Source organism: Streptomyces tailanensis, assembly GCF_008386495.1.
Classification (GTDB): domain Bacteria; phylum Actinomycetota; class Actinomycetes; order Streptomycetales; family Streptomycetaceae; genus Streptomyces; species Streptomyces tailanensis.
In genome coordinates, this window is record NZ_VTHJ01000011.1 from 48,611 (window position 1) to 75,137 (window position 26,527).

The 26,527-nt window shown below is 69.4% G+C and carries 29 protein-coding genes and 1 tRNA gene; 10 read left to right on the plus strand and 20 right to left on the minus strand.

All coding sequences use genetic code 11. From position 1 onward, the window contains the following. Window positions 1-101 precede the first annotated feature (101 nt). The gene (locus F3T56_RS11535) at window positions 102-572 is read left to right on the plus strand and encodes a DUF2269 family protein (protein WP_149824789.1); all 471 of its coding nucleotides are present in this window, start codon (window positions 102-104) and stop codon (window positions 570-572) included. A gap of 37 nt (window positions 573-609) precedes the next feature. Continuing rightward, window positions 610-1,110, plus strand: coding sequence for a levansucrase (locus F3T56_RS11540; RefSeq protein ID WP_149824790.1), 501 nt, complete (start codon window positions 610-612; stop codon window positions 1,108-1,110). A 33-nt stretch (window positions 1,111-1,143) separates the two neighbouring features. Here the strand turns inward: F3T56_RS11540 and F3T56_RS11545 are convergent, their stop codons facing one another. Further along, the gene (locus F3T56_RS11545; RefSeq protein WP_149824792.1) at window positions 1,144-1,611 is read right to left on the minus strand and encodes a hypothetical protein; all 468 of its coding nucleotides are present in this window, start codon (window positions 1,609-1,611) and stop codon (window positions 1,144-1,146) included. A 159-nt stretch (window positions 1,612-1,770) separates the two neighbouring features. Between F3T56_RS11545 and F3T56_RS11550 the strand changes: the two genes are divergently transcribed. Next, complete coding sequence (locus F3T56_RS11550; protein WP_149824793.1) at window positions 1,771-2,142, plus strand: hypothetical protein; 372 nt, start codon at window positions 1,771-1,773, stop codon at window positions 2,140-2,142. A gap of 12 nt (window positions 2,143-2,154) precedes the next feature. On the opposite strand, the gene F3T56_RS11555 is transcribed toward F3T56_RS11550, so the two are convergent. After that, window positions 2,155-3,507 carry a DUF445 domain-containing protein gene (locus tag F3T56_RS11555; protein ID WP_425473562.1) on the minus strand — a complete coding sequence of 451 codons (1,353 nt, stop codon included), beginning with the start codon at window positions 3,505-3,507 and terminating at the stop codon, window positions 2,155-2,157. A 235-nt stretch (window positions 3,508-3,742) separates the two neighbouring features. Between F3T56_RS11555 and F3T56_RS11560 the strand changes: the two genes are divergently transcribed. After that, on the plus strand, window positions 3,743-5,101 hold the full coding sequence (locus tag F3T56_RS11560; protein WP_149824795.1) for an SGNH/GDSL hydrolase family protein: 1,359 nt from the start codon (window positions 3,743-3,745) through the stop codon (window positions 5,099-5,101). Window positions 5,102-5,114: 13 nt separating this feature from the next. Here the strand turns inward: F3T56_RS11560 and F3T56_RS11565 are convergent, their stop codons facing one another. The 4 genes from F3T56_RS11565 to F3T56_RS11580 are packed head-to-tail and all read right to left on the minus strand — an operon-like array spanning window position 5,115 to window position 8,622. Beyond that, window positions 5,115-5,933, minus strand: a complete 819-nt coding sequence (locus F3T56_RS11565) for a DUF1707 SHOCT-like domain-containing protein (protein WP_149824796.1) — start codon at window positions 5,931-5,933, stop codon at window positions 5,115-5,117. Window positions 5,934-5,966: 33 nt separating this feature from the next. Continuing rightward, complete coding sequence (locus tag F3T56_RS11570) at window positions 5,967-6,944, minus strand: ABC transporter ATP-binding protein (RefSeq protein ID WP_149824798.1); 978 nt, start codon at window positions 6,942-6,944, stop codon at window positions 5,967-5,969. Window positions 6,945-6,950: 6 nt separating this feature from the next. Continuing rightward, complete coding sequence (locus F3T56_RS11575; RefSeq protein ID WP_149824800.1) at window positions 6,951-7,829, minus strand: ABC transporter permease; 879 nt, start codon at window positions 7,827-7,829, stop codon at window positions 6,951-6,953. Further along, entirely contained in the window at window positions 7,822-8,622 is an 801-nt protein-coding gene (locus F3T56_RS11580; RefSeq protein ID WP_149824802.1) for an ABC transporter permease, read from the minus strand. The genes F3T56_RS11575 and F3T56_RS11580 overlap by 8 nt, the downstream gene beginning before the upstream one ends. 1,298 nt (window positions 8,623-9,920) lie before the next feature. Here F3T56_RS11580 and F3T56_RS11585 point away from each other — a divergent pair. Next, window positions 9,921-12,416 (plus strand): transglycosylase domain-containing protein, encoded by a 2,496-nt coding sequence (locus F3T56_RS11585; protein ID WP_172638907.1) that lies wholly within the window; start codon window positions 9,921-9,923, stop codon window positions 12,414-12,416. A gap of 81 nt (window positions 12,417-12,497) precedes the next feature. Here F3T56_RS11585 and F3T56_RS11590 read toward each other — a convergent pair whose 3' ends face one another. After that, the gene (locus F3T56_RS11590; protein ID WP_172638899.1) at window positions 12,498-12,839 is read right to left on the minus strand and encodes a GroES family chaperonin; all 342 of its coding nucleotides are present in this window, start codon (window positions 12,837-12,839) and stop codon (window positions 12,498-12,500) included. Between the two features lie 23 nt (window positions 12,840-12,862). Continuing rightward, window positions 12,863-13,192 carry a DUF3618 domain-containing protein gene (locus F3T56_RS11595; protein WP_149824803.1) on the minus strand — a complete coding sequence of 110 codons (330 nt, stop codon included), beginning with the start codon at window positions 13,190-13,192 and terminating at the stop codon, window positions 12,863-12,865. 98 nt (window positions 13,193-13,290) lie between these two features. Here F3T56_RS11595 and bcp point away from each other — a divergent pair, with 98 nt between their 5' ends. The 3 genes from bcp (at window position 13,291) to F3T56_RS11610 (ending at window position 15,036) form a co-directional block, all read left to right on the plus strand. Then, the gene (gene bcp / locus F3T56_RS11600; protein ID WP_149824805.1) at window positions 13,291-13,758 is read left to right on the plus strand and encodes a thioredoxin-dependent thiol peroxidase; all 468 of its coding nucleotides are present in this window, start codon (window positions 13,291-13,293) and stop codon (window positions 13,756-13,758) included. A gap of 139 nt (window positions 13,759-13,897) precedes the next feature. Continuing rightward, the gene (locus tag F3T56_RS46110) at window positions 13,898-14,899 is read left to right on the plus strand and encodes an HNH endonuclease signature motif containing protein (RefSeq protein WP_172638900.1); all 1,002 of its coding nucleotides are present in this window, start codon (window positions 13,898-13,900) and stop codon (window positions 14,897-14,899) included. A gap of 54 nt (window positions 14,900-14,953) precedes the next feature. After that, window positions 14,954-15,036, plus strand: a tRNA-Leu gene (locus F3T56_RS11610). Window positions 15,037-15,101: 65 nt separating this feature from the next. On the opposite strand, the gene rdgB is transcribed toward F3T56_RS11610, so the two are convergent. From rdgB to F3T56_RS11630, 4 genes are all read right to left on the minus strand, one after another. Continuing rightward, window positions 15,102-15,704, minus strand: coding sequence for an RdgB/HAM1 family non-canonical purine NTP pyrophosphatase (rdgB, locus tag F3T56_RS11615; protein ID WP_149824806.1), 603 nt, complete (start codon window positions 15,702-15,704; stop codon window positions 15,102-15,104). Between the two features lie 34 nt (window positions 15,705-15,738). Next, window positions 15,739-16,137, minus strand: coding sequence for a hypothetical protein (locus F3T56_RS11620; RefSeq protein WP_149824807.1), 399 nt, complete (start codon window positions 16,135-16,137; stop codon window positions 15,739-15,741). 197 nt (window positions 16,138-16,334) lie between these two features. Further along, complete coding sequence (gene rph / locus F3T56_RS11625; RefSeq protein ID WP_149824809.1) at window positions 16,335-17,072, minus strand: ribonuclease PH; 738 nt, start codon at window positions 17,070-17,072, stop codon at window positions 16,335-16,337. Between the two features lie 77 nt (window positions 17,073-17,149). Then, on the minus strand, window positions 17,150-17,383 hold the full coding sequence (locus tag F3T56_RS11630) for a PTS sugar transporter subunit IIB (protein WP_149824810.1): 234 nt from the start codon (window positions 17,381-17,383) through the stop codon (window positions 17,150-17,152). A 228-nt stretch (window positions 17,384-17,611) separates the two neighbouring features. On the opposite strand from F3T56_RS11630, the gene F3T56_RS11635 reads away from it, so the two are divergent. Continuing rightward, window positions 17,612-18,889, plus strand: a complete 1,278-nt coding sequence (locus F3T56_RS11635) for a PTS transporter subunit EIIC (protein WP_149824812.1) — start codon at window positions 17,612-17,614, stop codon at window positions 18,887-18,889. Between the two features lie 74 nt (window positions 18,890-18,963). On the opposite strand, the gene F3T56_RS11640 is transcribed toward F3T56_RS11635, so the two are convergent. Further along, window positions 18,964-19,716 (minus strand): MBL fold metallo-hydrolase, encoded by a 753-nt coding sequence (locus F3T56_RS11640; RefSeq protein ID WP_149824813.1) that lies wholly within the window; start codon window positions 19,714-19,716, stop codon window positions 18,964-18,966. Window positions 19,717-20,040: 324 nt separating this feature from the next. On the opposite strand from F3T56_RS11640, the gene F3T56_RS47700 reads away from it, so the two are divergent. Then, window positions 20,041-20,475, plus strand: coding sequence for a type II toxin-antitoxin system PemK/MazF family toxin (locus F3T56_RS47700; protein ID WP_149824814.1), 435 nt, complete (start codon window positions 20,041-20,043; stop codon window positions 20,473-20,475). Window positions 20,476-20,757: 282 nt separating this feature from the next. On the opposite strand, the gene F3T56_RS11650 is transcribed toward F3T56_RS47700, so the two are convergent. The 7 genes from F3T56_RS11650 to F3T56_RS11680 form a co-directional block, all read right to left on the minus strand. Then, the gene (locus F3T56_RS11650) at window positions 20,758-21,708 is read right to left on the minus strand and encodes a PLP-dependent cysteine synthase family protein (RefSeq protein ID WP_149824816.1); all 951 of its coding nucleotides are present in this window, start codon (window positions 21,706-21,708) and stop codon (window positions 20,758-20,760) included. Window positions 21,709-21,725: 17 nt separating this feature from the next. Beyond that, window positions 21,726-22,004: a MoaD/ThiS family protein gene (locus tag F3T56_RS11655; protein ID WP_149824817.1), complete on the minus strand. Its 279-nt coding sequence runs from the start codon at window positions 22,002-22,004 to the stop codon at window positions 21,726-21,728. A gap of 113 nt (window positions 22,005-22,117) precedes the next feature. Then, window positions 22,118-22,213, minus strand: a complete 96-nt coding sequence (locus F3T56_RS49685; protein WP_020115562.1) for a putative leader peptide — start codon at window positions 22,211-22,213, stop codon at window positions 22,118-22,120. Between the two features lie 100 nt (window positions 22,214-22,313). Further along, a complete protein-coding gene (locus tag F3T56_RS11665; RefSeq protein ID WP_172638901.1) occupies window positions 22,314-23,429 on the minus strand; it encodes a LacI family DNA-binding transcriptional regulator in 1,116 nt (371 codons plus the stop codon). A gap of 93 nt (window positions 23,430-23,522) precedes the next feature. Further along, window positions 23,523-23,945, minus strand: a complete 423-nt coding sequence (locus F3T56_RS11670) for a M67 family metallopeptidase (protein WP_149824822.1) — start codon at window positions 23,943-23,945, stop codon at window positions 23,523-23,525. 112 nt (window positions 23,946-24,057) lie between these two features. Further along, the gene (locus F3T56_RS11675; protein ID WP_149824823.1) at window positions 24,058-25,599 is read right to left on the minus strand and encodes an alanine/glycine:cation symporter family protein; all 1,542 of its coding nucleotides are present in this window, start codon (window positions 25,597-25,599) and stop codon (window positions 24,058-24,060) included. A gap of 317 nt (window positions 25,600-25,916) precedes the next feature. Continuing rightward, a complete protein-coding gene (locus tag F3T56_RS11680) occupies window positions 25,917-26,519 on the minus strand; it encodes a DUF2017 domain-containing protein (protein ID WP_149824824.1) in 603 nt (200 codons plus the stop codon). Between the last annotated feature and the right edge of the window lie 8 nt (window positions 26,520-26,527).

Consider the following 26,527-nt stretch of genomic DNA (forward strand, 5'->3'; position numbering starts at 1 on the left):
TGTGCTTCCTGTGGCCTGCCCTCACAGCGCTGGCGAGAATCCGTTGAGGCCTGGCAATCCCGCCACTTCTACGAGATCGTTCCGCGCCCTACCGTCCCACCGTGACCAAGTTCCTCCTCTCCCTCCACGTCCTCGCCGCGATCATCGCCGTCGGGCCGATCACCGTCGCGGCCAGCATGTTCCCGCCGAGCGCGCGCAAGGCGCTGGCTGAGCCCGACAGCGAACGGGCCGTGTCGGTCGTACGGCTGCTGCATCGCATCTGCCGCGTCTACGGCGGTGTCGGCATCGCCGTACCCGTGCTCGGGCTCGCCACCGCGATGAGCATGGGGGTGCTGAGCGACGCCTGGCTGATCGTGTCGATGGTGCTGACCGGCCTCGCGGCCATGGTCCTGCTGGCCCTCGTACTGCCCCGGCAGGAGGAGATCCTGGACGGCGTCGGCAACTCCGCCGCCTCCTCCCCCGACCTCAAAGTCACCGCCCAACTCGCCATGTTCACCGGCGTGTTCAACCTGCTGTGGGCCACCGTCACGATCCTGATGATCGTTCGGCCCGGTTCCACCACGGGGGCGTGACTTCCCAGCGGCGCTCGGGTGCGGGCATGATCCGGCCATGCACCCACAGCATTCGGCCTCCCAGGCCTACCTCGCCTCCGTAGCCGCCCGCGTCGCCGCCGACGAATGCCGTACCTGGTGGGAGGACTGGGCCGGAGTGCCCGTGTTCGTCGGGCGCCGGGCCGACTTCCGGTGGCGCTGGATGGCGACGAAGCTGCACCTGTTCACGGTGGCGGCGGCCGTCCACGAGATAACCATCCCGACCATCGAGACCTTCACCGACCAGGTGATGGCGTACGCGAAGAAGACGAAGGGCGGCCTGCCGGCCGGTCTGCAGACCGGCATCGCCGTCTTCCCCCTGCTGGTCAGCGACCGCGTGGACCCGGCGGCGGTGCGGTGGGCGGAGGCCCAGCAGCGCAACAAGTGGGCCTGCATGGCCCGGCCCGTCGTCGTCGACAGCACGCAGCAGTACGTGGGCACGTACCGCGGCACTCCGGCCATCGGCATGGCGTACTCCTCGTACCTGGAGCGGAAGGCCGCGAGCTACTTCTACGGCTGAGCGGCGACGACCAAAGCGTGCGACACCCCTTGACTACGACCCGCTCCTGATCAGCCACCCCTCGGCCGCGCGGTCCACCGGCTCCTTCCTGAACCGCCGCGCCACCGACGCCGTCACCAGTACCCACGCGCCGAGCACCAGGGTGAAGAACGCCCAGGCCAGGGGCCAGACGGCGGCGTCGGGCGGTTCGGGGTGGGCGTGGAAGGAGACGTACATCAGGGCGGACGGGACCACCGCGACCAGCAGCAACGGCCACGCGAGGGCGTCCCGGCGGCCGAAGTAGGCCGCGAGGAGCAGCAGGACGAGGGCGAGGACGACCACCCCGGTGACGGTCACGGGGGTCGTCTCGCTGAGGGATCCCTCCAGTTCGGGCCGGTTGCGCAGATCCCACGGGAGACAGAGGCGGTACGCGGCCGCGGCGAGGGCGGCGCCGAGCAGGCGGGTCAGCCAGCGTTCCGGCCAAGGGCGCGTGCGCAGGGGGCGGAGCAGCTTCTCGGTCATGCGTACGAGGGTTCCGGGGGCGGCGGCGGGCGGACAGAGTACGGGTACTCAGACCTCGGGGCGGCACCGGTACTTACCCGTACCTAGGTAGCGGCGCCCCTCGGCCCTTAGCCTGGAACCATCGGACATGCCGGACTTGCGGCACAGAGGGAGGCACGCGTGGGGGACGCGGAGATACCGGCGAAGATACCGAAGGCGGAGCTCCATCGGATGGTCCTGGACCGGGCCGGGAAGTGGAAGGACCGCGGCACCGTGCTGCTGATCCTCGCCGCGCTCCTGTGGGGCTACGTGGCCTGGCAGTTGCTCCTCCCCGAGGAGAGCAGCGGTTGCGACGGCGCGCTCTTCGAGAGGCAGAAGACCGCGGACGGCAACGTCCCCGACTGTGCCGCCGAGCGCCCCTGGCCCCGTCTGCTCGGTGTCCTCGGCCTCTGCGTGCCCGTGTCCATCGCGGGAGCGGTCCTCTACACGAAGGGGACGCTCGGCATCCTGATGAGCCATCACACCATGGCCCTGACGGACGGCCGACGCTAGTACGAGGAGGGGCTACGCCCCCAGCGCCCGCGACACCGTATAGATCAACAGCCCCGCCAGTGAACCCACCACCGTGCCGTTGATCCGGATGAACTGCAGGTCACGGCCGATGTTGGCCTCGATCTTCCGTGTGGTGTGCTCGGCGTCCCAGCCGGCGACGGTCTCCGTGATGAGCGAGGTGATCTCCTTGCGGTAGGTGGTCACGACGTGCACGGCCGCGCCCTCCAGCCACTTGTCGACCTTGGCCTGCGCCAACGGCTCGGTCGCCATCCGCGTACCCAGCGACAGCAGAGAGGCCCGCACCCGCAGCCGCAGCTCACTGCGCTCGTCCTCGGCGGCGGCCACGATCATCGACCGTACGGCGGTCCAGGCGGAGGCGATGAGGTCCTGGACCTCGCCCCGGCCCAGCACCTCGCCCTTCAGCCGCTCCACCCGCGCGCGGGTGTCGGTGTCCGACTGGAGGTCGACGGCGAAGTCGGTGAGGAAGCGGTCGAGGGCGCCCCGCGCCGGATGGGCGGGCGAGTCGCGCATCTCGGTGACGAAACGGAGCAGCTCCTTGTAGACCCGCTCGCCGATCCGCCGGTCGACGAAACGCGGGGTCCAGCCGGGGGCGCCGCCCTCGATCGCGTCCATCACCTGCAACTCGTTGAGGATCAGCCAGTTCTGGGCGCGGGCGCAGATCAGATCCACGGCCCGCCGGTGGCCGCCGTCGGCGACGACCCGCTCCAGCAGCTTCCCTATGCCGGGCGCTACCTCCTGGGCGCCCGCCCGCCGGGTGATGGCTTCCCCGACCACGGCCTGGACGTCCGAGTCGCGCAGCACCGTCAGGGCACCCCGCAGCGCGGTCGCCAGCTCCGCCGTCACCCGGTCGGCGTTCTGCGGCTCGGCGAGCCACGCGCCGAGCCGGCTCCCGATGCCGACGGCCCGCAGCCGCTGCCGTACGACGTCCTCGGAGAGGAAATTCTCCCCCACGAACTCACCCAGGGTGACGCCCAGTTGGTCCTTCTTGGTGGGGATGATCGCGGTGTGCGGGATGGGCAGGCCGAGGGGGTGCCGGAACAACGCGGTCACGGCGAACCAGTCCGCCAGCGCGCCCACCATGCCCGCCTCCGCGGCCGCCGCGACATAGTCCGCCCAGGTGCCGGCGCCCGCGTGCGAGGCCCACTTGGCCAGCACGTACACCACCGCCACGAAGAGCAGCATCCCGGTCGCGGTCAGCTTCATCCGCCGGACGCCGCGCTGCTTCTCCTCGTCGGCGGCGCTGAAGACGGTCATGGTGCGATGCGAGACGCGCGGCGACGGCTCGGCGTCCGCTTCCGCCGTCGTACGGTCCGTTCCGTCCGTTCCCGCTGTCGTACGGTCCATTCACTCCACCCGTTCCTGTCCCCCGTACACATTGTCCCTTTCTCCGCCTTCTCCATACCTTCATGCCCGCGTGACCCACTGCATGACCTACTCCCGGAACGGATCAGGAGTTCCCGGCGTCTGTCCGGGCGGGGGAACAGATGGGGGTTCTCGCAAGCAACCCCCACCCCATGACGCATCATGGGGTGACCACAACGGAGCCTTGGGCTCCACTGCGCAAGGAGTCACACACCGCATGACCAAGCGTCACGCCGGGGGGGTGGGGGTGTCCCCCACAAGGCACGGCGCAGTCTTGGCGGGCATCGTCACCCTCATCCTGGGGATCTCGGCCGTCATCTACGTCGGCGTCGGCATCGACGACGGCACCACCCGGAAGCAGGAGGCGCTCACCCGCGCCCCGCAGGGCAGCGCCGCCCCCGCCTCCACCGGCGTCTGGGTCGGCGCCTGGTCGGCCTCGCCGAGCGGACCGGAGGCGGGCACCGAGACGAACGGCCTCGCGGGCCACTCGGTCCGCAACGTCGTGCACACGTCGGCCGCCGGTACGAGCGCCCGCGTCACCCTGTCCAACCTCTACGGACAGCGGCCGCTGACCATCACCCACGCCTCGCTCGCCGTCGCCGCCACGGCGAACACCCCCGCCGCCGCGGCCGACACCATGCGCCGCCTCACCTTCGCGGGCAAAACCACCGTGGTCATCGCCGCGGGCCGACAGGTGGTCAGCGATGCCGTACGGGTCGCGATCCCGCACGACGGCGACGTACTGATCACCACCTACTCCCCCACCCCGTCCGGCCCCGCCACCTACCACTCGCAGGCCCGGCAGATCTCGTACACCGCCGAGGGCGACCAGGCGGCGGACGTCACCGGGACGCCGTACACCACGCAGTCCACGCACTGGCGCTACGTCACCGCCCTGGACGTACTGAGCAACGAGGCCGACGGCACGGTCGTCGTCCTCGGCGACTCCCTCACCGACGGCATCACCTCGACCATGGGCGAGAACCGGCGCTGGACCGACGTCCTCTCCGACCGCCTCCGTGCCGCCGCCGGCTCCTCCGACGCGCCCCGCTACAGCGTCGTCAACCAAGGCATCGGCGGCAACCAGGTCCTTGTCAGCGGCCTCGGCCGCCCCGCCGGGAACCCCAGCGGTCTGACCCGTTTCCAGCGCGACGTACTCGGCCGTACGGGCGTCAAGGCCGTCGTCATCGTCCTCGGCGTCAACGACATCCTGCGCAACCCCGGCCAGGCCGACCCCGACGCGATCGTCGCCGGCCTCCGCGACCTCGTCGACCGCGCCCACGCCCGCGGCCTGCGCGTCGTGGGCGCCACCCTCATGCCCTTCCACGGCCACCGCGGCTACACCGACCAGCGCGAATCCGTACGCCGGGCCATCAACGACCAGATCCGCTCCGGCCGTGTGTTCGACGCGGTGGTCGACTTCGACAAGGCGCTCCGGGACCCGTACGACCCACGGCGCCTGCGGAGTGACTACGACTCGGGGGACCATTTGCACCCGAGCGACAGGGGGTACGAGCGGATGGGGGAGGTCTTCGACCTGGAGGACTTGAAGGGCGCGGCTCCGGCGGAGCTGTAGGGGTCAGTAGGAGTCACTCCCCGCCCCGACGCCGATCCCGCTCCTCCCGCAAGGCTTCCCGATGCTCCCGCATCGCCTCACGGTGGGCGTCATGCAGATCGTGGAGATGGTCACGCCGGGACGCGCCCAGCTCACGCCGCGCCTCCCGGCGCTCCAGCCTCTCCTGCCGCCGCGCCTCCTTCAGCCGCTGCCGCTCCGACTTCGGCAGCTTCCGCGTGACCCCCACTCCACCCCAGAACGCGAACCCCGTGACGATCACGCGGGGCGCGTCGGGGTCGCCCGGGACGCCGTCCTCGCCGTAGTCGAAGCCGCCCATGATGCCGACCCCGCGGACGAGGACCTCGACGCCCGGCGGCACGACGATGTCCACGCCGCCCATGACGGCGACGCAGTTGATGGTGACCTCGCGATCGGCGAAGTTCGCTTCGCGCAGGTCGAGTTCGATGCCGCCCCAGAACGCGACGCAGTCGAACCGCCTCGGCACGGTCCAGCGCCCCTTGCGCTCGAACCCCGACATCACCGCGACGCCCCACCGGGACGAGCCCTCGCCGCCGACGATCCGATCGGTCCAACTCCCGTCCCCCGTCGGCTTCTTGACCAGCGAGACCGACGGCGGGGCCACTGCCTGGGCGCCGGGCAGGTCACGGGTGACCGGCGCCAGTTCGCCGTACGTCCGCGCCTTGTACGTCGCCTCCAGCCGGTCCTCGAACTCCTCCATGTCGAGGCGCCCCTCCGCGAGGGCGTCCCGCAACTGCTCGGCGACTCGTTCACGATCGGCGTCGGAGGCCCGAAGGTCCGCGGAGGCCGGAAGGTCCGGGAGATCGTCCGTCATACGAATCAGCGTACGAGGAACCGCCCCGCCCGGCTACGAGACGGCATTGCTCACCGCCTGCTGCGCGTACATCTGGGCGATCACGGCCTCGATGTCCGGCTCCCGCACCGACAGGTCCACCAGCGGATACGCCGACGCGATCCGCGCCACCAGCGGCGCCGCCGACTCCGACGCCGGGAACGCGAGCCACTGCCGGGGCCCCTCGACCCGTACGACCCGGGCGGGCGCGGCCTCGATCGGCGGCAACTCCCGCTCCAGGTCGACGACGAGGGTCCGCTCGCTCTCGCCCACCTCGTGCAGCCCGGTCAGCGGGCCGTCGTACATCAGGCGCCCGTGGTCGATGACCATCACCCGGCGGCAGAGCTGCTCGATGTCCTGGAGGTCGTGCGTGGTGAGCAGCACGGTGGTGCCCTGTTCGGTGTTGAGGTCCTTCAGGAACTCGCGGACCTTCGCCTTGCTGATGACGTCGAGCCCGATCGTCGGCTCGTCCAGGTACAGCACCTCGGGGTCGTGCAGCAGCGCGGCCGCGATGTCGCCGCGCATGCGCTGGCCAAGGGACAGCTGCCGTACCGGGACATCCAACAGGGCGCCGAGTTCGAGGAGTTCGACACAGCGGCCGAGGTTCTCGCGGTAACGGGCGTCCGGGATGCGGTACATACGGTGCATCAGCCGGTAGGAGTCGATGAGGGGAAGGTCCCACCACAACGTCGTACGCTGCCCGAACACGACCCCGATACGGCGCGCGAGCCGCGTCCGCTCGCGGGAGGGGTCGATGCCGGCGACCCGCAGCCGGCCCCCGCTCGGAGTCAGGATGCCGGTCAGCATCTTGATGGTGGTGGACTTCCCGGCACCGTTCGGCCCGATGTAGCCGACCATCTCGCCGCGCGCCACGGTGAAGGAGATCGAGTCGACGGCCCGCACCTCGCGCCGCTCCCGGCGCAGGAAACCGGTCTTCTTGCGGACGTCGAAGACCTTCTCGATCCGGTCGAGTTCGATGAACCGATCGTTCATGGCTTCCTAACTCCCTGTACTCCGATACGTACGCAGTCCCGCCCGCCACGCCACCCCCGCGAGCGCGCAGCACGCGACCGCCACCAGGGGTGGCGCGAAGGCGACCCACGTCGGCAGGTCGAGCGGGTAGGGCCGACCCAGGACGTACAGCCCCGGCAGCCAGTTGACGAAGGCGAGCGGCAGGAGGAAGGTCACGCCGCGCAGCAGGTCCTTGGCGAAGACGCTCGGCGGGTACTGGAGGAGGGTGACGCCGCCGTACGTGAACGCGTTCTGCACCTCGGAGGCGTCCTGCGCGACGAACTGGAAGGCGGCCCCGCCCACGAACACCGCGCAGAAGATCAGCCCGCCGCTCGCCACCATCAGCGGGATCATCAGCACCTTCACCGGTGTCCAGGCGACATCCAGCGTGGCCAGCGCGTACCCGAGGACGAACAGCCCCTGGGTGACCCGGCCCAGGCGGCGCAGCGCGAACTTGTCCGCGGCGACCTGGGCGAGCACCGGCACGGGCCGTACGAGGAGGGTGTCCAGCGTGCCGTCGCGCACCCGGTGGCCGAGCCGGTCCATCGACCCGATCAGCAGATCCGCGAGGCCGAAGGCGACCGCGGAGGTGCCGTACAGGAGGGCGATCTCGGGCAGGGCGTAGCCGCCGAGTTCGTCGACCTGGGAGAACATCAGCAGGATGGCGACGAAGTCGAAGGAGGTCGCCGCGAAGTTGCCGAAGGTCGTCATGGCGAAGGAGGCGCGGTAGGCCATCGTGGAGCGGATCCACATGGCGGCGATCATGCGGTAGGCGCGCAGACCGTCCCGTACGCGGCTGTAGACGCCGTACTCGCCGAACGGATCCTCCGCGGGCCGGGCGACCGCGCGCTCGTCGAGGTCAGCCACCCTGGACCACCACCTTCCGCGTCGCCGCCGACTGGATCAGCCGCCCGACCGCCAGCAGTGCCACCGCCCAGCCGAGTTGGAAGGCGAACGTGCCGGGCGGGTCGGCCTCGCCCAGCAGTACGTCGGCGGGCGCCTGGAGCAGCGCGGACCAGGGCAGGAGGCGGGCGAGGTCGCCGAGCGCACCCGGGAAGACGTTCAGCGGCAGGAGCATCCCGGAGAAGAAGACACCGGTGAGCCACGTGATCTGCATCGCTCCGGCGCCGTCGAGGAGCCAGAACGCCCACAGCGCGACGATGTACCGGATCGCGAAACTGACGAGGGCGCCGAGGACGACCGCGACGAGGCAGGCGAGCCAGGGCAACGGGCCGTCCGGCAGCGCCAGATCGAAGAAGAGCGCGCCGCACGCCATGGGGACGACACCCCGTCCGAGCAGCTGGAACAACGCCCGGCCCATGTCGGCGGCGAGCCACCACAACTGGAGGTCGGCGGGCCGGTACAGGTCGACCGCGATGTCGCCCGTACGGATCCGCTCGATCAACTCCGCCTCGAATCCGGCACTTCCCAGCACCATCACCGCGAACATCGCCTGGCCGACCCAGACATAGGTGAGTGCCTGCGCCTGGTCGTAGCCGCCGAGGTGGGGCTTCTCGTGCCAGAGGGCGATGTAGGTGTATGCGAGGATGAAGCCGAAGACGGTGTTGGTGAACACCCCCGCCGCGGTGGCCACCCGATATGTCGCGTACCGCCTGAATCCACCGGCGGCGACGGCGGCGTACAACCGCCCTGTGCCCACGAGGAAACCCCCATCCGCTGCGAAGAGTCTGGCGAGAAGCCGAGGTCGAGGCCGATCCGGGCCGAAGCGCACAAGCCTATTCCGCGGCCGGATCGGTGTGCCATGGGTTTTCGGACGGGACGGACAGGGCGGAGGGGGCGCAGGGGGGCGTGCGGGGCGCGTGCCGGGATCCGGGAACGGATCGGCCGGTACGGGAGTCTTTAGCCAGGGGTGCAAAACTTGCCCGGAGCGGGCGCAAAGCGTACGAGGCCGTACGGAAATGAACGTACGACGCGAAACAGGAGCACGGCAGCACGATGAGCGACGAGCCGCAGCCGAAGCGGAACAGCCCGGCGGGCTGGGCACCGAGAGATCCGGAGCCCCGCGCTCCGGGCCCGGTCCCGGAACCCGGCGACAGGTCCGCCGCCGAGAGCACGCCGCAAGCAGAGCCTGAGGCAACGGCGGCCGGGACGGCCGATTCTGCCGACGGGAGGGCCGATTCGCCCACCGGGGCGAAGTCCGACTCGACGCCCGGCGGTGCGGCTGGCTCGGCGCCCACCGGGAAGACCCAGGCGGGCCCTGGGGGAACCTCCGGTTCGGCGACCAGCGGAACGGCTGGCTCGGCATCCGGCAAGCCCGGCGGTACGGCTGGCTCGGCCATCGGCGGCAAGTCCCAGGCGGTCCCTGGCGGAACGTCCGGCGGTGCGGCCGGTTCGGCGACTGGCGGCAAGCCGCAGGCGGCCCCTGGTGGAATGCTCGGCTCGGCCACCGGCGGGAAGCCTCAGACTGCCCGCGGCGGAACTTCCAGCTCGGCTGCTGCCGGTAGGCCCGGTGGTACGCCCGGCTCGGCACCCGGCAGCACTTCCGGCTCCGCTGCTGCCAGCAAGCCCGGTGGTACGCCCGGCTCGGCACCCGGTGGAACGCCCCAGGCTGCCCCTGGCGGAACGCCCGGCCGTACGCCCCAGACGCCCCCCGGCGGGACATCCGGCCCGGCTGCCGGCGGACAACCCGGCCGGACGCCCAACGCGGCACGCGGCGGAAAGCCCAGCTCGGCGGCGCCCGGTGCGGCGAGCAACCGGACGCCCGGTCGGGCGGACGACGTCGAGCACACCATGACCCTCGGTGTCACGCGCCCCGGCAAGACCGGCCCCACACCGGGTGGAACGCCCGGCGGCAAGTCCGGTTCGGCGCCCGGGGGGAAGCTCGGCGCGGCAGCCGCCGGGGCTGCGGCCGGCGCGGCAGCCGGCGCTGCAGCCAGCCGTGCGCCCGGTGCGCCCGGTGCGGCGAGCGGCGGCTCGGCGAACGACGCCGAGCACACCATGACGCTCGGTGTCACGCGTGCCGGGAACGGCGGCCCCACCCCCGGCGGGAAGCCCGGCACGACGCCCCCCGGCGGCACCGGAGGTCCCGGTGGCGCCGCGACCGCCGCGCTCGCCGAAGTCCCCGACGTCACGCCCGACCCGGCGGCCCCCGGCGGCAAGGCGAAGAAACAGAAGAAGGCCAAGCGGCCCAAGCGGACCGGGTGGAGGCGGCTGATCCCCACCTGGCGCATGGTGCTCGGCGCCTTCCTCATCGGGATCATGCTGATCATGGGCGCCTTCGTTCTCGGCTACACCCTGGTCCACATCCCCAGCAAGCCGCAGGACGCCGCAACCAAGCAGTCCAACGTGTACCTCTACGCGGACGGCACCCAGATCGCCCGTGACGGCGAGGTCAACCGCGAGAACGTACCGCTGTCGAAGGTCTCCAAGGCCGCCCAGCACGCCGTACTGGCCGCCGAGGACCGCGACTTCTACACCGAGTCGGCGGTCGACCCCAAGGCGATGATCCGCGCCGCCTGGAACACCGCGACCGGCAAGGGCAAGCAGTCCGGCTCGACGATCACCCAGCAGTACGTGAAGAACTACTACCTGGCCCAGGACCAGACCGTCACCCGCAAGGTGAGGGAGTTCTTCATCGCCATCAAGCTGGACCGCGAGGTCACCAAGGACGAAATCCTGGAGGGCTACCTCAACACCAGCTTCTTCGGCCGCAACGCCTACGGCATCCAGTCCGCCGCCCAGGCCTACTTCGGCGTCGACGCCGACGAACTCACCCCCGAACAGGGCGCCTACCTCGCCGCGCTCGTCAACGCGCCGAGCATGTACGACGTCGTCGCCCACCCGGAGAACAAGGACGCGGCCGTCGCCCGCTGGAACTACGTCCTCGACGGCATGGTCAAGGAGGGCTGGCTGGAGCAGTCGGAGCGGGAGGGCATGAAGTTCCCGACGCCGAAGCAGACGACCACCTCCACCGCCTTCTCCGGGCAGCGCGGTTACCTGGTCGAGGCGATCAAGTCGTACCTCATCGAGAACAAGATCATCGACGAGGAGGCGCTGGAGAACGGCGGTGGCTACCGCATCACCACCACCATCGAGCCCAAGATGCAGAAGGCGTTCATCAAGGCCGTCGACGACAACCTGATGGACAAGCTCGACAAGAAGAACCGCAAGGTCGACAACTACGTCCGCGCCGGCGGCGTCTCCATCGACCCGAAGACCGGCAAGGTCATCGCGATGTACGGCGGCATCGACTACACCAAGCAGTACGTGAACAACGCCACCCGCCGCGACTACCAGGTCGGTTCGACCTTCAAGCCGTTCGTGTTCACCGCCGCCGTGGAGAACGCCTCCAACACCCAGACAGGCCAGGCGATCACCCCGAACACCATCTACGACGGCAGCAGCGAGCGCCCCGTCGTCGGCTGGCCCGGCGAGACGTACGCCCCCGAGAACGAGGACTACGTCGACTACGGCCCCATCACCGTCCGCCAGGCCACCGACAAGTCCGTGAACTCGGTGTACGCGCAGATGGCCGTGGACGTCGGCCCCGAGAAGGTCGAACAGACGGCGATCGACCTGGGCGTACCGAAGGACACCCCGGACATGAACCCGTACCCGTCCGTCGCGCTCGGCACGGCCACCGCGAGCGTCCTCGACATGGCGGAGGCGTACGCCACCCTCGCCAACCACGGTGAGCACGGCACGTACACGATGATCGAGAAGATCTCGAAGGACGGCGAGGTGATCAAGCTGCCCTCGACCGAGCCGCAGCAGGCCGTCAGCCGCAAGGCCGCCGACACCACCACCTCCGTCCTGCGCAGCGTCGTCGAGGGCGGCACCGCCACCGCCGCGCAGGCCTCCGGCCAGCCGGCCGCCGGCAAGACCGGTACCGCCGAGGAGGACCAGGCGGCCTGGTTCGCCGGCTACACCCCCGACCTCGCCACCGTCGTCTCCGTCATGGCCCAGAACCCCGAGACGGGCGCCCACGAGTCGCTGTACGGCGCCATGGGCCTGCCCCGCATCAACGGTGGTGGGGCGCCGACCGAGATCTGGGCCCAGTTCACCAAGGACGCCCTGAAGGGCAAGAAGGTCAAGGACTTCGACCTGGAGCTCCAGGAGGGCGCCGACGTGGTCGTCGTACCGCCGAGCACCCCCGCCGACGAGCCCGGCGCCACCGGCGACGAGCAGGACAACGGCGCCACCACCGGCGGCGAGACCCCCGACGACCCGACCGGCGGCGGCACGGACGGCGGCACCACCACCGGCGGCACGCCGACCGACGGAGGAACGACGACCACCGGCGGTACGACGACGGACGGCGGCACGACCACCACGGGCGGCGGCACGACGACCGACGGCGGCACCACGTCGACCGGCGGCGGCACGACCGCCGATGGAGGAACGTCGGACGGCGGAGCCACCACCACCGGCGGAGGAACGTCGGACGGCGGAGCCACAACAGGAGGCGAAACGACGGAGGGGACGTTCCCATAGCGGGCCCGGCGGGTCCGCACCCCTGAACCACCGAAAGGGGCCGGTGACGGTGGTCACCGGCCCCTTTCGCGTACGTACGAATTACAGGTACAGGCCCGTCGAGTCCTCCGACCCCTCGAAGCGGTCGGCGGCCACGGCGTGCAGGTCGCGCTCGCGCATCAGGACGTACGCGACGCCCCGGACCTCGACCTCGGCGCGGTCCTCGGGGTCGTAGAGGACACGGTCGCCGGGCTCGACGGTCCGGACGTTCTGGCCGACCGCGACGACCTCGGCCCAGGCGAGGCGCCGGCCGACCGCCGCCGTCGCGGGGATCAGGATGCCGCCCCCGGATCGCCGCTCGCCCTCGGCGGTGTCCTGCCGCACGAGCACACGGTCGTGCAGCATCCGGATGGGCAACTTGTCGTGGTGGGTCTTCTCGCTCACACCCACGAACCTACCTGTCTTCGTCAGCCCCTGCGGCGCCGAGTCCCGAGGGCGAGCAGTCCGACGACGCCGACGACCACGAGGGCGACCGGCACGATGCGCTCGAGCCGGGGCGCGCCGTCCTCGCTGACGAACTGCGCCTTGACGTCGCTCACCACCTGGTTGACGCCGACGTACGCCTTGCCGAGCGTGTGGTCGACATTGGAGACGACCTTGGCCTTGGCGTCCCCGACGATGGTCTTCGGGTGCACCCGGACGCCGATCTCGTCGAGCGTCTCGGCGAGGGTGTCGCGGCGGCGCTTGATGTCCGCCTCGATCTCGGCCGGGGTCCTGGTGTCCGAGGTGTCCGCCACCGCGCCGCCTCCCGTTGTCGGTGAAAACTCTTGTTTGCGGACAGTCTGTCAGCTCCACCCGGCGCCGCACCGCCAGGGCCCGCCATTACGCTGGATCGATGAGCGAGCGACTCCAGCCCGGTGACGTGGCCCCCGCCTTCACCCTCCCCGACGCCGATGGCAACGAGGTGTCCCTGTCCGACCACAAGGGCCGCAAGGTCATCGTCTACTTCTACCCGGCCGCCCTGACCCCCGGCTGCACCAAGCAGGCCTGCGACTTCACGGACAACCTGGAACTGCTGGCCGGCGCCGGTTACGACGTCATCGGCATCTCCCCCGACGCCCCGGAGAAGCTCGCCAAGTTCCGCGAGAAGGAGTCGTTGAAGGTCACCCTCCTCGGAGACCCCGACAAGACCGTCCTGGACGCCTACGGCGCCTTCGGCGAGAAGAAGAACTACGGCAAGACGTACATGGGCGTCATCCGCTCCACGATCGTGGTGGACGAGGAGGGCAAGGTCGAACGGGCCCTGTACAACGTCCGCGCGACGGGCCACGTAGCGAAGATCATCAAGGACTTGGGCATCTGAGGCCCGCTTCGTCGTCTGAGAACGGCTGGTACCGGAGTGACCCGGTACCAGCCGTTCCGCATTTCGGGCGTGACTGTCCGATCAACGTCTCGTTACTCCGTACGAGTCACGAACAGGTGGCCGGAACGGAGGGGGTTCCATGGGGGACAGCGTTTACAGCGAGGAGCGGCTCGCACCAGCCGTCGCCGAAGCTCGCAACTGGACCGATTTGATGCGAAAGCTCGGACTCAAGACAAGTGGGGGGCAGCGGCGCGTACTCCAGGAGAAGGTGGCACGCCACGGACTCGACACGAGCCACTTCGCCAAGCGCAGCCCGTGGCGCAAATACCCGGACGCCGCCATCGCCGAAGCCACCACCTCTTCCTCCTCACTGCGCGAGGTAGCACTGAAGCTGGGCGCCACTCCGGCCACCGGCACGCTTTCCCATATCCGACGCCGCATCGACGCGGCAGGAATCGACATCAGCCACTTCCCCGGCATCGACCGCGCCGAGCTGGACCTGCCCTTCACGACCGAGGAGTTGAGAGCAGCCACGGCCACAGCGCACAGCGTGCGCGAAGTGGCGCGCGTATTGGGCGTTCCGGACGACAGCCGCTCGCGCGCCACGCTGCTACGCATGCTGCGCGAGCAGCACATTGACACCAAGCACTTCACTCACACCCGTGTACCAATTGGCGAGGAAGCACTTCGCACCCTGATCCCCCAGGCATCCAGCTATGCCGACGTGATGCGTGGCCTCGGTCTGGCTGTCAACGACACCAACCATCGACGCGTGCGGCGGGCTGCGGCGCGCCTCGGACTCGACACCAGCCACTTCAAGCGCCGCGCCTGGGGCAAGGCGGATAGGCCAGCCCCCACACCGACGGCTCATCGCGTACTCATCGTCCTGCCCGCGCACGCCGGACGAACCAACAGGGCCCAACTGCACCGAGCCCTGACCGAAGTCGGAGTGCCGTACGCATGCGCGAGTTGCGGCAGCACCGGTGAATGGCTGGGGCGCCGGATCACCTTGCAGATCGACCACATCAACGGGGACTGGCACGACAACCGCCAGGAGAACTTGCGGTACTTGTGCCCGAACTGCCACGCGCTGACAGATACGTGGTGCCGACAGAAAGAGCGAACGCCACTCGCCGGATAGGCGCCGATCACCGTACACTTACAGCCGCCCGTCATGCTCGACGACGGGTGGCTAGCGGCCTTGGCGGAACGGCAGACGCCTCGCGTTTAGGGCGCGATGGGAGCAATCCCGTGAGGGTTCGAATCCCTCAGGCCGCACTCACCTTCACTTTCAAGGTCCGGCTTGCGACTTCCGCAAGCCGGACCTCCCCAGTGGGCGCGCCTCAGCCCAACAATTCCCGCACCACCGGCACCAACGCCCTGAACGCCTTCCCCCGGTGGCTGATCGCGTTCTTCTCCTCCGGCGTCAACTCGGCGCAGGTCCGCGTGTCGCCCTCCGGCTGGAGGATCGGGTCATACCCGAACCCGTTCGTGCCGACCGGCGCGTGCCGCAGTACGCCCCGCAGCTGACCCTCGACCACCCGCTCCGTGCCGTCCGGCAGGGCAAGCGCCGCCGCGCACGCGAAGTGCGCCTCCCGATGCGCGTCGTCGATGTCGGAGAGCTGGGCGAGCAATAGCTCCAGGTTGGCCTTGTCGTCGCCGTGGCGGCCCGCCCAGCGGGCGGAGAAGATGCCGGGGGCTCCGTTGAGGACGTCGACGCAGAGGCCGGAGTCGTCGGCGACGGCCGGGAGGCCGGTGGCCTGGGCCAGGGCGTGGGCCTTCAGGAGGGCGTTCTCGGCGAAGGTGACGCCGGTTTCCTTGACGTCGGGGATGTCGGGGTAGGCGTCCGCGCCGACGAGGTCGTGCGGGAGACCTGCGTCGGCGAGGATCGACCTCAGTTCGGTGATCTTTCCGGCGTTGCGGGTGGCGAGGATCAGGCGGGTCATGCCCACCAGTATCCCGAGCCCCGACCCTGGAGGGTTACGAGGTGCAGACCTTCGTCAGTTCGCCCGCCGCGTCGACGACGCCGCTCACGTCGGGGGTCGCGTCGCCGCTGTCGACGGCCGTCTGGACGTCGTCCACGGCCTTCTGGAGGTCGTCGACGGCCTTGTTGACGTCGGCGTTGTCGGTCTTGTCGCCGATCTCCTTGAGGTTCTCGTCGATGGAGTTGAGGGACTCCTCGAGCTGCGTCGGGTCGTTCGCGGCGTTCTCGACGGCCTGCTGGAGGTCGCCGACGCTCTGGGCGATGGCCTCGGCGGTCTGGACGCAGTCCAGGGCCTTGCTCACGGCGTCGCAGCCGGTCGTGAGGCCGGCCGTGAGTGCGACGGCGGCTATGGCTCCGGCGATGGTGGTGATACGACGTCGGCGGCTCGCGGCCATGGAACGGTCCTCCTACTGGCTACTACTGGCTACTACTGGCTATTGGTTGCAGGCCTGAACGGCCCCCGTGTGTGGTGCGTGAACGATTACTGCCGGTGTGGCCGGGCGCACGGTGGTGTTCCGCGCGCCCGTACTTGCAAGGACGCGAGCGGGGGCCGCGTGGTTGCCGTCGGCGGTCACCGCTCTTGGTGTGTCCTTTACTTTTCGAGGACCGTATCAAGTGCCTTGGTCTGCAGGAGGGCCAGTTCCGTGCAGCCGGAGACGGCCAGGTCGAGCAGGGCGTTGAGTTCCTCGCGGGCGAAGGGTTCGGCCTCGGCGGTGCCCTGGACCTCGACGAAGCGGCCGTCGCCGGTGCAGACGACGTTCATGTCGGTGTCGGCCGTCACGTCCTCCTCGTAGCAGAGGTCGAGGAGGGGGACGCCGCCGACGATGCCCACCGAGACCGCGCTGACCGTGCCGGTCAGCGGGCGGCGGCCGGCCTTGATGAGCTTCTTGCGCTGGGCCCAGGCGACGGCGTCGGCCAACGCCACGTACGCGCCGGTGATCGCGGCCGTACGCGTGCCACCGTCGGCCTGCAACACATCGCAGTCGAGGACGATCGTGTTCTCGCCGAGCGCCTTGTAGTCGATGACGGCGCGCAGGGAGCGGCCGATGAGGCGGGAGATCTCGTGGGTGCGGCCGCCGATCTTGCCGCGTACGGACTCGCGGTCGCCGCGGGTGTTGGTGGAGCGGGGGAGCATGGAGTACTCGGCGGTGACCCAGCCCTCACCGCTGCCCTTGCGCCAGCGCGGGACGCCTTCGGTGACGGAGGCGGTGCAGAAGACCTTCGTGTCGCCGAAGGAGATGAGGACGGAGCCCTCGGCGTGCTTGCTCCAGCCGCGTTCGATGGTGACCGGGCGGAGCTGTTCGGGCGTGCGGCCGTCGATTCGAGACATGGTCATGAGCCTAGCCGCAGATACGGAAGGGGCTCCTCCCTCGCCGGGAAGGAGCCCCGTATGTGCGTGAGCAGGGCTCACATCATGTCTTCGATCTCCCCGGCGATCGGGTCCGCGTCCGTGCCGATGACGACCTGGATCGCCGTGCCCATCTTGATGACGCCGTGGGCTCCGGCGGCCTTGAGGGCGGCCTCGTCCACGAGGGAGGGGTCGTTGACCTCGGTGCGCAGGCGCGTGATGCAGCCCTCGATCTCGTCGATGTTGTCGAGGCCGCCGAGCCCGGCGACGATCTTCTCAGCCTTGGTGGCCATGTCTTCTCTCCCTGTTCCTTGCCTGGTCCACTGCCTGGTCCACTGCGGAACCGTCCTAGGTTGGTCTACACCACCCACCGAACGGCCGCCAAGAGAAGACATAAGTGAAGGCATAAAAGTGAAGACATAAACGGGAATCACGGGTTCCTTGGGCGCCCTCCACCGTGCTAGAACAGGTCTACACCACTGAGTGGTGTAGACCTGTTCGCGCTGCTCTGGAGGAAGTCCGTGACCACGGCCAGTGCCGCTCCCGCGGCCGCAGACAACAAGGGGCCCGGCTGGGGCTCGCGCACCATGGCGGTACTGCAGCGCATCGGCCGCAGCCTGATGCTGCCGGTCGCCGTCCTGCCGGCGGCCGCGCTCCTGGTGCGCCTCGGCAACGACGACATGCTGGGGCGGGAGTCGTTCCCGGAGTTCATCACCAAGTTCGCGGGCTTCATGGCCGCGGGCGGCGGCGCGATCCTCGACAACATGCCGCTGCTGTTCGCCGTCGGCATCGCGATCGGCTTCGCGAAGAAGTCGGACGGTTCCACGGCCCTCGCGGCGGTCGTCGGCTACCTCGTCTTCCAGAAGGTGCTGGCCACCTTCACCGACCCGAACCTCCCCCAGGAGGCCACGGTCGTCGACGGCAAGGTCGTCATGGTGGACAAGGCGGTCAACGCCGGTGTCCTCGGCGGTGTGGTGATGGGCCTCGTGGTCGCCCTGCTCTACCAGCGCTTCTACCGCACCAAGCTGCCCGACTGGGCCGGTTTCTTCGGCGGCCGCCGCCTCGTGCCCATCCTGGCCTCGTTCGCGGGCCTCTTCATCGGCATCGTCTTCGGCTACATCTGGCCCGTCCTCGGCACCGGTCTGCACAACTTCGGTGAGTGGCTGGTCGGTTCGGGCGCCGCCGGCGCGGGCATCTTCGGTGTCGCCAACCGTGCGCTGATCCCGGTCGGCATGCACCACCTGCTGAACTCGTTCCCGTGGCTCCAGGCCGGTTCGTACGAGGGCAAGAGCGGCGACATCGCCCGCTTCCTGGCGGGTGACCCGAGCGCGGGCCAGTTCATGACGGGCTTCTTCCCGATCATGATGTTCGGCCTCCCGGCCGTCTGCCTCGCGATCTACCACACGGCCCGCCCGGAGCGCCGCAAGGTCGTCGGCGGCATGATGTTCTCGCTCGCGCTGACCTCGTTCGTGACCGGTGTGACCGAGCCGATCGAGTTCACGTTCATGTTCATCGCCCCCGTCCTCTACGCCATCCACGCCGTCCTCACCGGTGTCTCCATGGCCCTGACCTGGGCACTCGGCATGAAGGACGGCTTCGGCTTCTCGGCCGGCGCGATCGACTTCTTCCTCAACCTGGGCATCGCCACCAAGCCGTGGATGCTGGTGCTGGTGGGCCTGTGCTTCGGCGCCGTGTACTACGTCGTCTTCCGCTTCGCCATCGTCAAGTTCAACCTGCCGACCCCGGGCCGGGAGTCGGACGAGGAGCTGGCGGAGCTGCAGAAGGCGGAGGCCAAGTAGCGGATACTCCCGAGTATCGCGCCCGTATACGAGAGGCCCCCGGTGATCCGGGGGCCTTCTCATATGTACGGGGCTCAGATCTCGTACGACTTCCTGGGCACCGCCAGCTCCACCGGGCCGTCGTACACCGCGCGGGCGTCGACGAGGTTGACCTGCGGGTCCGTCCACGGCGGGATGTGGGTGAGGACCAGGCGGCGGGCGCCGGCGCGGGCGGCCGTCTCGCCGGCCTCGCGGCCGTTCAGGTGCAGGTCGGGGATGTTCTCCTTGCCGTGGGTGAAGGCGGCCTCGCACAGGAACAGGTCGGCGTCGCGGGCCAGTTCGTCGAGGACGTCGGTGACTCCGGTGTCCCCGGAGTAGGTCAGGGTGCGGCCGCCGTGTTCGATACGGATGCCGTACGCCTCCACGGGGTGGGCGACCCGTTCGGTGTGGACGGTGAAGGGGCCGATGTCGAACGTGCTCGGCTTGACCGTGTGGAAGTCGAAGACCTCGCTCATGGAGGAGGCGGACGGGGTGTCGGCGTAGGCGGTGGTCAGCCGCTGTTCGGTGCCCTCGGGTCCGTAGACCGGGAGGGGGGCGCAGCGGCCGCCGTCGTGCCGGTAGTAGCGCGCGACGAAGTACGCGCACATGTCGATGCAGTGGTCGGCGTGCAGATGGCTGAGGAAGATCGCGTCGAGGTCGTAGAGACCGCAGTGGCGCTGCAGCTCACCCAGGGCACCGTTGCCCATGTCGAGAAGCAGCCGGAAGCCGTCGGCCTCTACGAGGTAGCTCGAGCAGGCCGATTCCGCGGACGGGAACGACCCCGAGCAGCCGACGACGGTGAGCTTCATAAGAGCTGGAACCTCCGCGCTGGCGTGAAGTCGTGACAGTCGTGACGTACAGATTGCGAGCAGATTGCTTATTGCAGTTAGCGGGGTTGCGAAGGACTGACTTGGGTGCAACCAGGGTTGTGCGGTCCGTTGAGCGTAAGGCGCAAAAGGGTGGGTCGCTCCTCCGCCAGGGGCCGTTGTGGGCGAACTCACCTGTGGTGTCACCGGTTCGGCTGGTGGTGGGGCTGTTGGGGTGCGCGCAGGTCGGGGTGAGGGGGCGTTCATGGGCGTGGGGGCGGGCGGTGGAGCGGGCGGGGTGGGGAGTGCGCCGGTACCGTCCTGTGTGTGGACAGGTTCTGGTGGTTGGCGCTCGCGGCGGTGGTGTTGCTGGCGTTGGTCGCGGCGCTGGTTGATGGGTGGGGGCGGCGGGGGCGGCGGCCCGCTGAGCAGGTGGGGGGTGGGGTTCTGCCCCGGCCTCGGCCTGCGGAGATCTGGTGGGCGAGTGTGCCGTTCGAGGATGGGCCGGGAGGTAAGGATCGGCCCTGTCTGGTGCTGGCGGTTCGGGGGGATCGGGCTCGGGTCGCGAAGATCACCAGTAAGTACCGGGATGAGCGGGGTGGGGTGATTCCGTTGCCGCCGGGGGTGGTGGGGGATGCGCGGGGGCGGCCGAGTTTTCTGGAGACGGGGGAGTTGCGGGAGGTGCCGGTGCGGGACTTTCGCCGTAGGGCTGGAGTGGTGGATCCGGTTCTTTGGGATCAGGTGCGGCATCTGTCCAACTGAGGGTTTTCTCGCCCCCGCCGCCCCTACCCATTCCCATCCCCAGGGGCTGCGCCCCTTCGACCCCCGCGTTCGAGCTCGGGTGGGTGGGGTTGTGTGGCGGGTGCGGGTGGGTGGGGGTTGTTCGCGCAGTTCCCCGCGCCCCTGAAAAACGGGGCTGCGCCCCAGTTTTTCAACGGCCCGCAGGGCCGTTGTTCTTAGGGGCGCGGGGAACTGCGCGATCAGCCACGAACCACCCGCAGCCGCCACACAAACCGCATCCTCGGGCTCTCAGGCGTCCGGGGGCTACGCCCAGAGCTGGCCCTGGAGGGTTTCGATGGCCTCCTCTGTCGTCGCCGCGGTGTAGACGCCCGTTGAGAGGTACTTCCAGCCGCCGTCCGCTACCACGAACACGATGTCGGCGGGCTCGCCCGCCTTTACCGCCTTATTGCCCACGCCGATCGCGGCGTGGAGGGCGGCGCCGGTGGAGACGCCGGCGAAGATGCCCTCCTGCTGCAGGAGCTCGCGGGTACGGGTGACGGCGTCGGCGGAGCCGACCGAGAAGCGGGTTGTCAGGACCGAGGCGTCGTAGAGCTCGGGTACGAAGCCCTCGTCGAGGTTGCGGAGGCCGTAGACGAGGTCGTCGTAGCGGGGCTCGGCGGCGACGATCTTGACGTCGGGCTTGTTCTCGCGGAGGTAGCGGCCTACGCCCATCAGGGTGCCCGTCGTGCCCAGGCCTGCCACGAAGTGGGTGATGGACGGGAGGTCGGCGAGGATCTCCGGACCCGTCGTGGCGTAGTGGGCGCCCGCGTTGTCGGGGTTGCCGTACTGGTAGAGCATCACCCAGTCGGGGTGCTCGGCCGAGAGCTCCTTGGCGACGCGTACGGCCGTGTTGGAGCCGCCCGCCGCCGGGGAGGAGATGATCTCGGCGCCCCACATGCCGAGCAGGTCGCGGCGCTCCTGGGAGGTGTTCTCGGGCATGACGCAGACCATGCGGTAGCCCTTGAGCTTGGCCGCCATCGCGAGGGAGATGCCGGTGTTGCCGGAGGTGGGTTCCAGGATCGTGCAGCCGGGGGTCAGGCGGCCGTCCTTCTCCGCCTGTTCGATCATGTGCAGGGCGGGGCGGTCCTTGACCGAACCGGTGGGGTTGCGGTCCTCCAGCTTCGCCCAGATGCGGACGTCGGCGGACGGCGACAGCCGCGGCAGGCGCACCAGAGGGGTGTTGCCCACCGCGGCCAACGGGGAGTCGTAGCGCATCGGGGATCAGCGGCCGATCAGGCCATGCCGCCGGCCACGGCCGGCAGGATCGTCACGTTGTCGCCGTCGGACAGCTTGGTGTTGATGCCGTCCAGGAAGCGGACGTCCTCGTCGTTCAGGTAGACGTTGACGAAGCGGCGCAGCTCACCGCCGTCCACGATGCGGGCCTGGATGCCCGTGTGGCGGGTCTCGAGGTCGGCGAACAGGTCGGCGAGCGTGGCACCGGCCCCCTCCACCGCCTTCTGACCGTCGGTGTACTGGCGGAGGATGGTGGGGATGCGGACCTCGATGGCCATGGTTTGCGGCTCCTGTCGGGAGTGGTCAGTCGGTGGCGCGCGGCAGCGCGAAGTGCGTGGTCACACGGATAGTGGCGCCGCGGCTCATGGCCGTACGGCGACAGGGGTCGGCGTCAACAGATGGCGCTGGCTAGCCTGCACAGGTCGACGTGCAGCCGCGCCACGAGCAGTGCGCCCGGCGTCTTCTCGCTCACGTCGTCAAAAACCATGGGCTCATCGTATCGATTCCCGGTCCGGGTCCTGGAATGTGATCCCACATGGCGGACGGATTCGGGCCGGGGAGTGAGATACCCGGGTCGGGCGCGCCTTTCAGGCGGACTCCCGCACCACCAGTTTCGTGGGCGTGACCACCGACGACAGGAGACGCGACGACAGGGGACGCCCCGCCTCGGCTGCCCCAGCCGCCCCTGCCGTCCCCGTCTCCCCGGTGCGGCTGAACAGCAGGCGTGCCATCAGCCGCCCCATCCCCTCGATGTCCTGGTGCACGGTCGTCAGGGGTGGGCCGGTGTGTTCGGCGATCGGGGCGAGGTCGTCGAAGCCGACGACGGCCACGTCGTCCGGCACCCGGCGGCCGCGCTCGCGCAGGACCTGCAACGCCCCGGAGGCCATGAGGTCCGAGGCGACGAAGACGGCGTCGAGGTCGGGGCGGCGGTCGAGGAGCGCGGCCATGGCGTCGGCGCCGCCCTGCCTGGTGTAGTCGGCGCGTTCGACGAGTTCGGGTGAGGCGTCGAGCAGGACGTCCCGGTAGCCGTCCAGGCGGTCGACCGCGGACGCCTCCTGGTCATAGGGGCCGGTGATCGTCGCGATGCGCTCGCGGCCGAGGGAGACCAGATGGCGGACGGCCTCGCGGGCACCGCCGCGGTTGTCGGCGTCCACGTACACGCAGTCGCGGACCCGCTCGCCTCCGCGGGCCAGGGGTCGGCCGCCGAAGACCGCGGGGAGGCCGAGCCGTTCGATCATGCCGGGCAGGGGGTCGTCGGCGCGCAGGGAGAAGAGCAGGGCGCCGTCGACATGGCCGCCGCCCAGGAAGTCACCGACGCGCGGGTACTCCTCGGGCTCCTCCAGGAAGAGGAGGACCGGCTGGGCGCCGTGGGCCACCAACTCCTTGCGGATGCCCCGGAGGTGGAGGTCGAAGAAGGGGTCGATGAAGAGCCGGTTCTGCGGCTGGCTCGCCACGACGGCGATGGCGTTGTTGCGGCGGGTGACGAGCTGGCGGGCGGCGGAGTTCGGCACATAGCCCAGCTCGTCGATCACTTCCCGGACGCGTTCGACGACCTCCGCGCGCACCTTGTCCTCGCCGTTGATCACCCGCGACACGGTGGACTTCGAGACCCCCGAGCCGCGTGCGACGTCGTCGAGCGTGGGGCGCCGGCCGGGCAGTCGCCGCGTCTGCCATTGCGTCTGTCGTGGCGTCTGTGGTGTCAACACCGTCTCCGTCGCGGGCAGTTGTGTGCGTGCGCGTGCGTGCGTACGCCATACCGTAGCCGCGAATTCCGCCCACCGAAGGATCAGTACGCGTCAGTACGCCTCCACGATCTTCACCTCCTCCTCCGTCACCTCGCCCTCGACGATGCGGTACGAGCGGAACTGGAAGTCGCCGAGGCCGTCGGTGTCGGCGGTCGAGACGAGGACGTAGTGGGCGCCGGGCTCGTTGGCGTAGGAGATGTCGGTGCGGGAGGGGTAGGCCTGGGTGGCGGTGTGGGAGTGGTAGATGACCACCGGCTCCTCGTCGCGGTCGTCCATCTCTCGGTAGAGCTTGAGCAGGTCGCCCGAGTCGAACTCGTAGAACGTGGGCGACATGGCCGCGTTCAGCATCGGGATGAAGCGCTCGGGGCGGTCCGAGCCCGCCGGGCCCGCGATGACGCCGCACGCCTCGTCGGGGTGGTCCTTGCGCGCGTGGGCGACTATCTGGTCGACGAGGGCCTGGGTGATGGTCAGCATGGTTGTCAGGATAAGCAGAGGGCCGCCCTGTACCGAAGAGTGGTACGGGGCGGCCCATATGGTGGACGGGGCTGTCATCGCCCTCGGCCAACCGGGCTGTCGTCGCCCTTGATCACAGGATCTTCGCCGTCTCCAGCTGCTCGTCCGTGTCCGGCAGACCGGCCTTGCGGCGCCGGACGAACTCCAGGAAGGAGTTCAGCTCGCGCTTGACGACCGGGGCCAGAAGATAAAGGCCGATGATGTTGAAGATCGACAGCAGGAAGAGCGCCGAGTCGGCGAGGTCGATCAGCGAGCTGAGGGACATCAGGGAGCCCAGGATGACGAACAGGCTCCAGATGGCCTTGAAGATGATCTCACTGGCCTTGCTGCGGCCGAAGAGGTACGACCAGGCCTTCAGACCGTAGTAGCCCCAGGTCAGGATGGTGGAGAAGGCGAACAGCAGCACCGCGACGGTCAGCAGGTTGGGGAACCATGGCAGCACGGTCGCGAAGGCGTCGGAGGTGATGGTGACACCACCGATATCCTCGCCCGCACGGGCCTCGGCCCAGCTGGCCGGGTTGGCGATGACGATGGTCAGCGCGGTCATGGTGCAGATGACGACCGTGTCGATGAACGGCTCCAGCAGCGCGACCAGGCCCTCGGACGCGGGGTGGTTGGTCTTGACCGCAGAGTGGGCGATCGGGGCGGAGCCCAGACCGGCCTCGTTGGAGAAGGCGGCACGCTTGAAGCCCTGGATCAGTGCGCCGATGACACCACCGGCCACGCCCGCCGGACTGAAGGCGCCTTCGACGATTTTCGTGACCGCGTCGGGCACGGCGGTGATGTTCGTCAGGATGACGACGAGGCAGGCCACGATGTACATGCCGGCCATCGCCGGGACCAAGCGGCTGGTGACCGAGGCGATGGAGCGGATGCCGCCGAGCAGCACGAGGCCGACCAGCGCGGCGATGACCAGGCCGAAGAGGACGGCACCAGCGGAGGAGGCCAAGAAGCCGTCCTCGCCGCCGAACGTGGAGGAGACCTGGACGTAGCTCTGGTTGGCCTGGAGCAGGTTGCCGCCGAACAGGCCGAAGAAGAGGATGAAGACGGAGGCGGCGATGGCGAGCACCTTGCCGAACTTGGCGCCACCGCTGCCGAAGCGCTCGGCGAGGCCCTTGGGCAGGTAGTGCATCGGACCACCGGACACGGTACCGTCCGCGTGCACCTCGCGGTACTTCACACCGAGGGTGACCTCGACGAACTTGGTCGCCATACCGAGCAGACCGCACAGGATCATCCAGAACGTGGCGCCCGCGCCACCGATGGAGACCGCGACCGCGACACCGGCGATGTTGCCGAGGCCGACGGTGCCGGAGACGGCGGCGGTCAGCGCCTGGAAGTGGCTGACCTCACCGGTCGAGCCCTTCTCGTCGTACTTGCCGCGTACGACGTCGAAGGCGAGCTTGAACTTGCGTACCTGGATGAACCCGAACCAGCCGGTGAAGACCAGACCCGCGATCACGAGCCAGCCGACGATGAGCGGGAAGTCGGTCTCACCGTCGCCGATGTCTACGGGTACGGAGTAGAAGACCCATTTGCCGACGTTCTCGGCGACGGGTTCGAAGAACCCGCTGACGGCGTCGTCGATGGAGGTGGTGACGGATTCGAGTGACATCGAGCTACCTCGGTGGCGCGGATGGGGGGGCGTGCTGGCGAGTTCGTGCACCAGTGCGGGGTTGCGGTCGTGGCGCGGTCGCCGTTGTCCGTTGGGCGGTTGGGGAGCGGGACGGTTTGTGGGGGTGTCACCGCGCTGGATTCGGGAAGTCTTACCACGCCCTTTACTCACTCTTGAGTGAGGCAGATCACGTAAAACCGCCCCAAGGGTGGAAACCCCAGGGGCGGTGACAGGATCGTTATCCGGATTTGAGCGTCCTCTGAGCGAACCCCCAGCGAATTCGGAGGGGACCGAAGGGAACTTGCACGCGCCGGCTCTCAGGGCATCAGCGTCGCGACGAGTGACTCCTGGAGTCCGCCCAGCCACAGGTAGGCCATCACCATCGGCTTGCGCGGGTCCTCGTCCGGGAGGCGGTAGAGGAGGTCGGTGTCCTCCTCGTCCACGACGTCGAGGCGGGAGCCGATGGCGAGGCGCAGGTCGTTGAGGCAGCCGAGCCACTGCCGGGAGTCGTCCGCCGAGAGCTTCAGTACGGCCCCGCCCTCGCCCGCCGCGGACAGCGTGTCCAAGGAGCGGACGACCGCGAGCGCGTTGTCGCGCTTGCCGGCCCGCAGGTCGTTCTCGGTGAAGCGACGGAACTCGGAGGAGTACGCCCGCTGCTCCTCGGCCTTCTCGGACGTCGGCGTGCCCTCGGGGTCGCTGTAGGCGTCGGGGAAGAGCCTCTTGAGGACGGGGTCCTCCGGGGGCTCGCTCGGGCCCTCGGCGAAGAGTTCGGCGAGCGGGTCGTCGGGGGCGTCCTCGGCGGGGCCCGGGCCGATCAGCTCCAGGAGCTGCACCGCCAGCGAGCGGATGATGGAGATCTCGACCTCGTCGAGCGCGACGGCCGCGCCGCCGTCGGGGAGCGGTTCGAATTGTCCTGGCATGAAGGCGG

What these genes read in the sequence shown, in the direction of transcription:
- rdgB (WP_149824806.1), bottom strand. Translation starts at nt 15,704, where the DNA reads ATGACCCGCCTGATCCTCGCCACCCGCAACGCCGGAAAGATCACCGAA.
- F3T56_RS49685 (WP_020115562.1), bottom strand. Translation starts at nt 22,213, where the DNA reads ATGGTTTTTGACGACGTGAGCGAGAAGACGCCGGGCGCACTGCTCGTG.
- F3T56_RS11640 (WP_149824813.1), bottom strand. Translation starts at nt 19,716, where the DNA reads ATGAAGCTCACCGTCGTCGGCTGCTCGGGGTCGTTCCCGTCCGCGGAA.
- F3T56_RS46110 (WP_172638900.1), top strand. Translation starts at nt 13,898, where the DNA reads ATGGGGGACAGCGTTTACAGCGAGGAGCGGCTCGCACCAGCCGTCGCC.
- F3T56_RS11620 (WP_149824807.1), bottom strand. Translation starts at nt 16,137, where the DNA reads ATGGCCGCGAGCCGCCGACGTCGTATCACCACCATCGCCGGAGCCATA.
- F3T56_RS11540 (WP_149824790.1), top strand. Translation starts at nt 610, where the DNA reads ATGCACCCACAGCATTCGGCCTCCCAGGCCTACCTCGCCTCCGTAGCC.
- F3T56_RS11675 (WP_149824823.1), bottom strand. Translation starts at nt 25,599, where the DNA reads ATGTCACTCGAATCCGTCACCACCTCCATCGACGACGCCGTCAGCGGG.
- bcp (WP_149824805.1), top strand. Translation starts at nt 13,291, where the DNA reads ATGAGCGAGCGACTCCAGCCCGGTGACGTGGCCCCCGCCTTCACCCTC.
- rph (WP_149824809.1), bottom strand. Translation starts at nt 17,072, where the DNA reads ATGTCTCGAATCGACGGCCGCACGCCCGAACAGCTCCGCCCGGTCACC.
- F3T56_RS11570 (WP_149824798.1), bottom strand. Translation starts at nt 6,944, where the DNA reads ATGAACGATCGGTTCATCGAACTCGACCGGATCGAGAAGGTCTTCGAC.
- F3T56_RS11565 (WP_149824796.1), bottom strand. Translation starts at nt 5,933, where the DNA reads ATGACGGACGATCTCCCGGACCTTCCGGCCTCCGCGGACCTTCGGGCC.
- F3T56_RS11650 (WP_149824816.1), bottom strand. Translation starts at nt 21,708, where the DNA reads ATGCGCTACGACTCCCCGTTGGCCGCGGTGGGCAACACCCCTCTGGTG.
- F3T56_RS11560 (WP_149824795.1), top strand. Translation starts at nt 3,743, where the DNA reads ATGACCAAGCGTCACGCCGGGGGGGTGGGGGTGTCCCCCACAAGGCAC.
- F3T56_RS11555 (WP_425473562.1), bottom strand. Translation starts at nt 3,507, where the DNA reads ATGGACCGTACGACAGCGGGAACGGACGGAACGGACCGTACGACGGCG.
- F3T56_RS11670 (WP_149824822.1), bottom strand. Translation starts at nt 23,945, where the DNA reads ATGCTGACCATCACCCAGGCCCTCGTCGACCAGATAGTCGCCCACGCG.
- F3T56_RS11585 (WP_172638907.1), top strand. Translation starts at nt 9,921, where the DNA reads ATGACGCTCGGTGTCACGCGTGCCGGGAACGGCGGCCCCACCCCCGGC.
- F3T56_RS11630 (WP_149824810.1), bottom strand. Translation starts at nt 17,383, where the DNA reads ATGGCCACCAAGGCTGAGAAGATCGTCGCCGGGCTCGGCGGCCTCGAC.
- F3T56_RS11680 (WP_149824824.1), bottom strand. Translation starts at nt 26,519, where the DNA reads ATGCCAGGACAATTCGAACCGCTCCCCGACGGCGGCGCGGCCGTCGCG.
- F3T56_RS11545 (WP_149824792.1), bottom strand. Translation starts at nt 1,611, where the DNA reads ATGACCGAGAAGCTGCTCCGCCCCCTGCGCACGCGCCCTTGGCCGGAA.
- F3T56_RS11655 (WP_149824817.1), bottom strand. Translation starts at nt 22,004, where the DNA reads ATGGCCATCGAGGTCCGCATCCCCACCATCCTCCGCCAGTACACCGAC.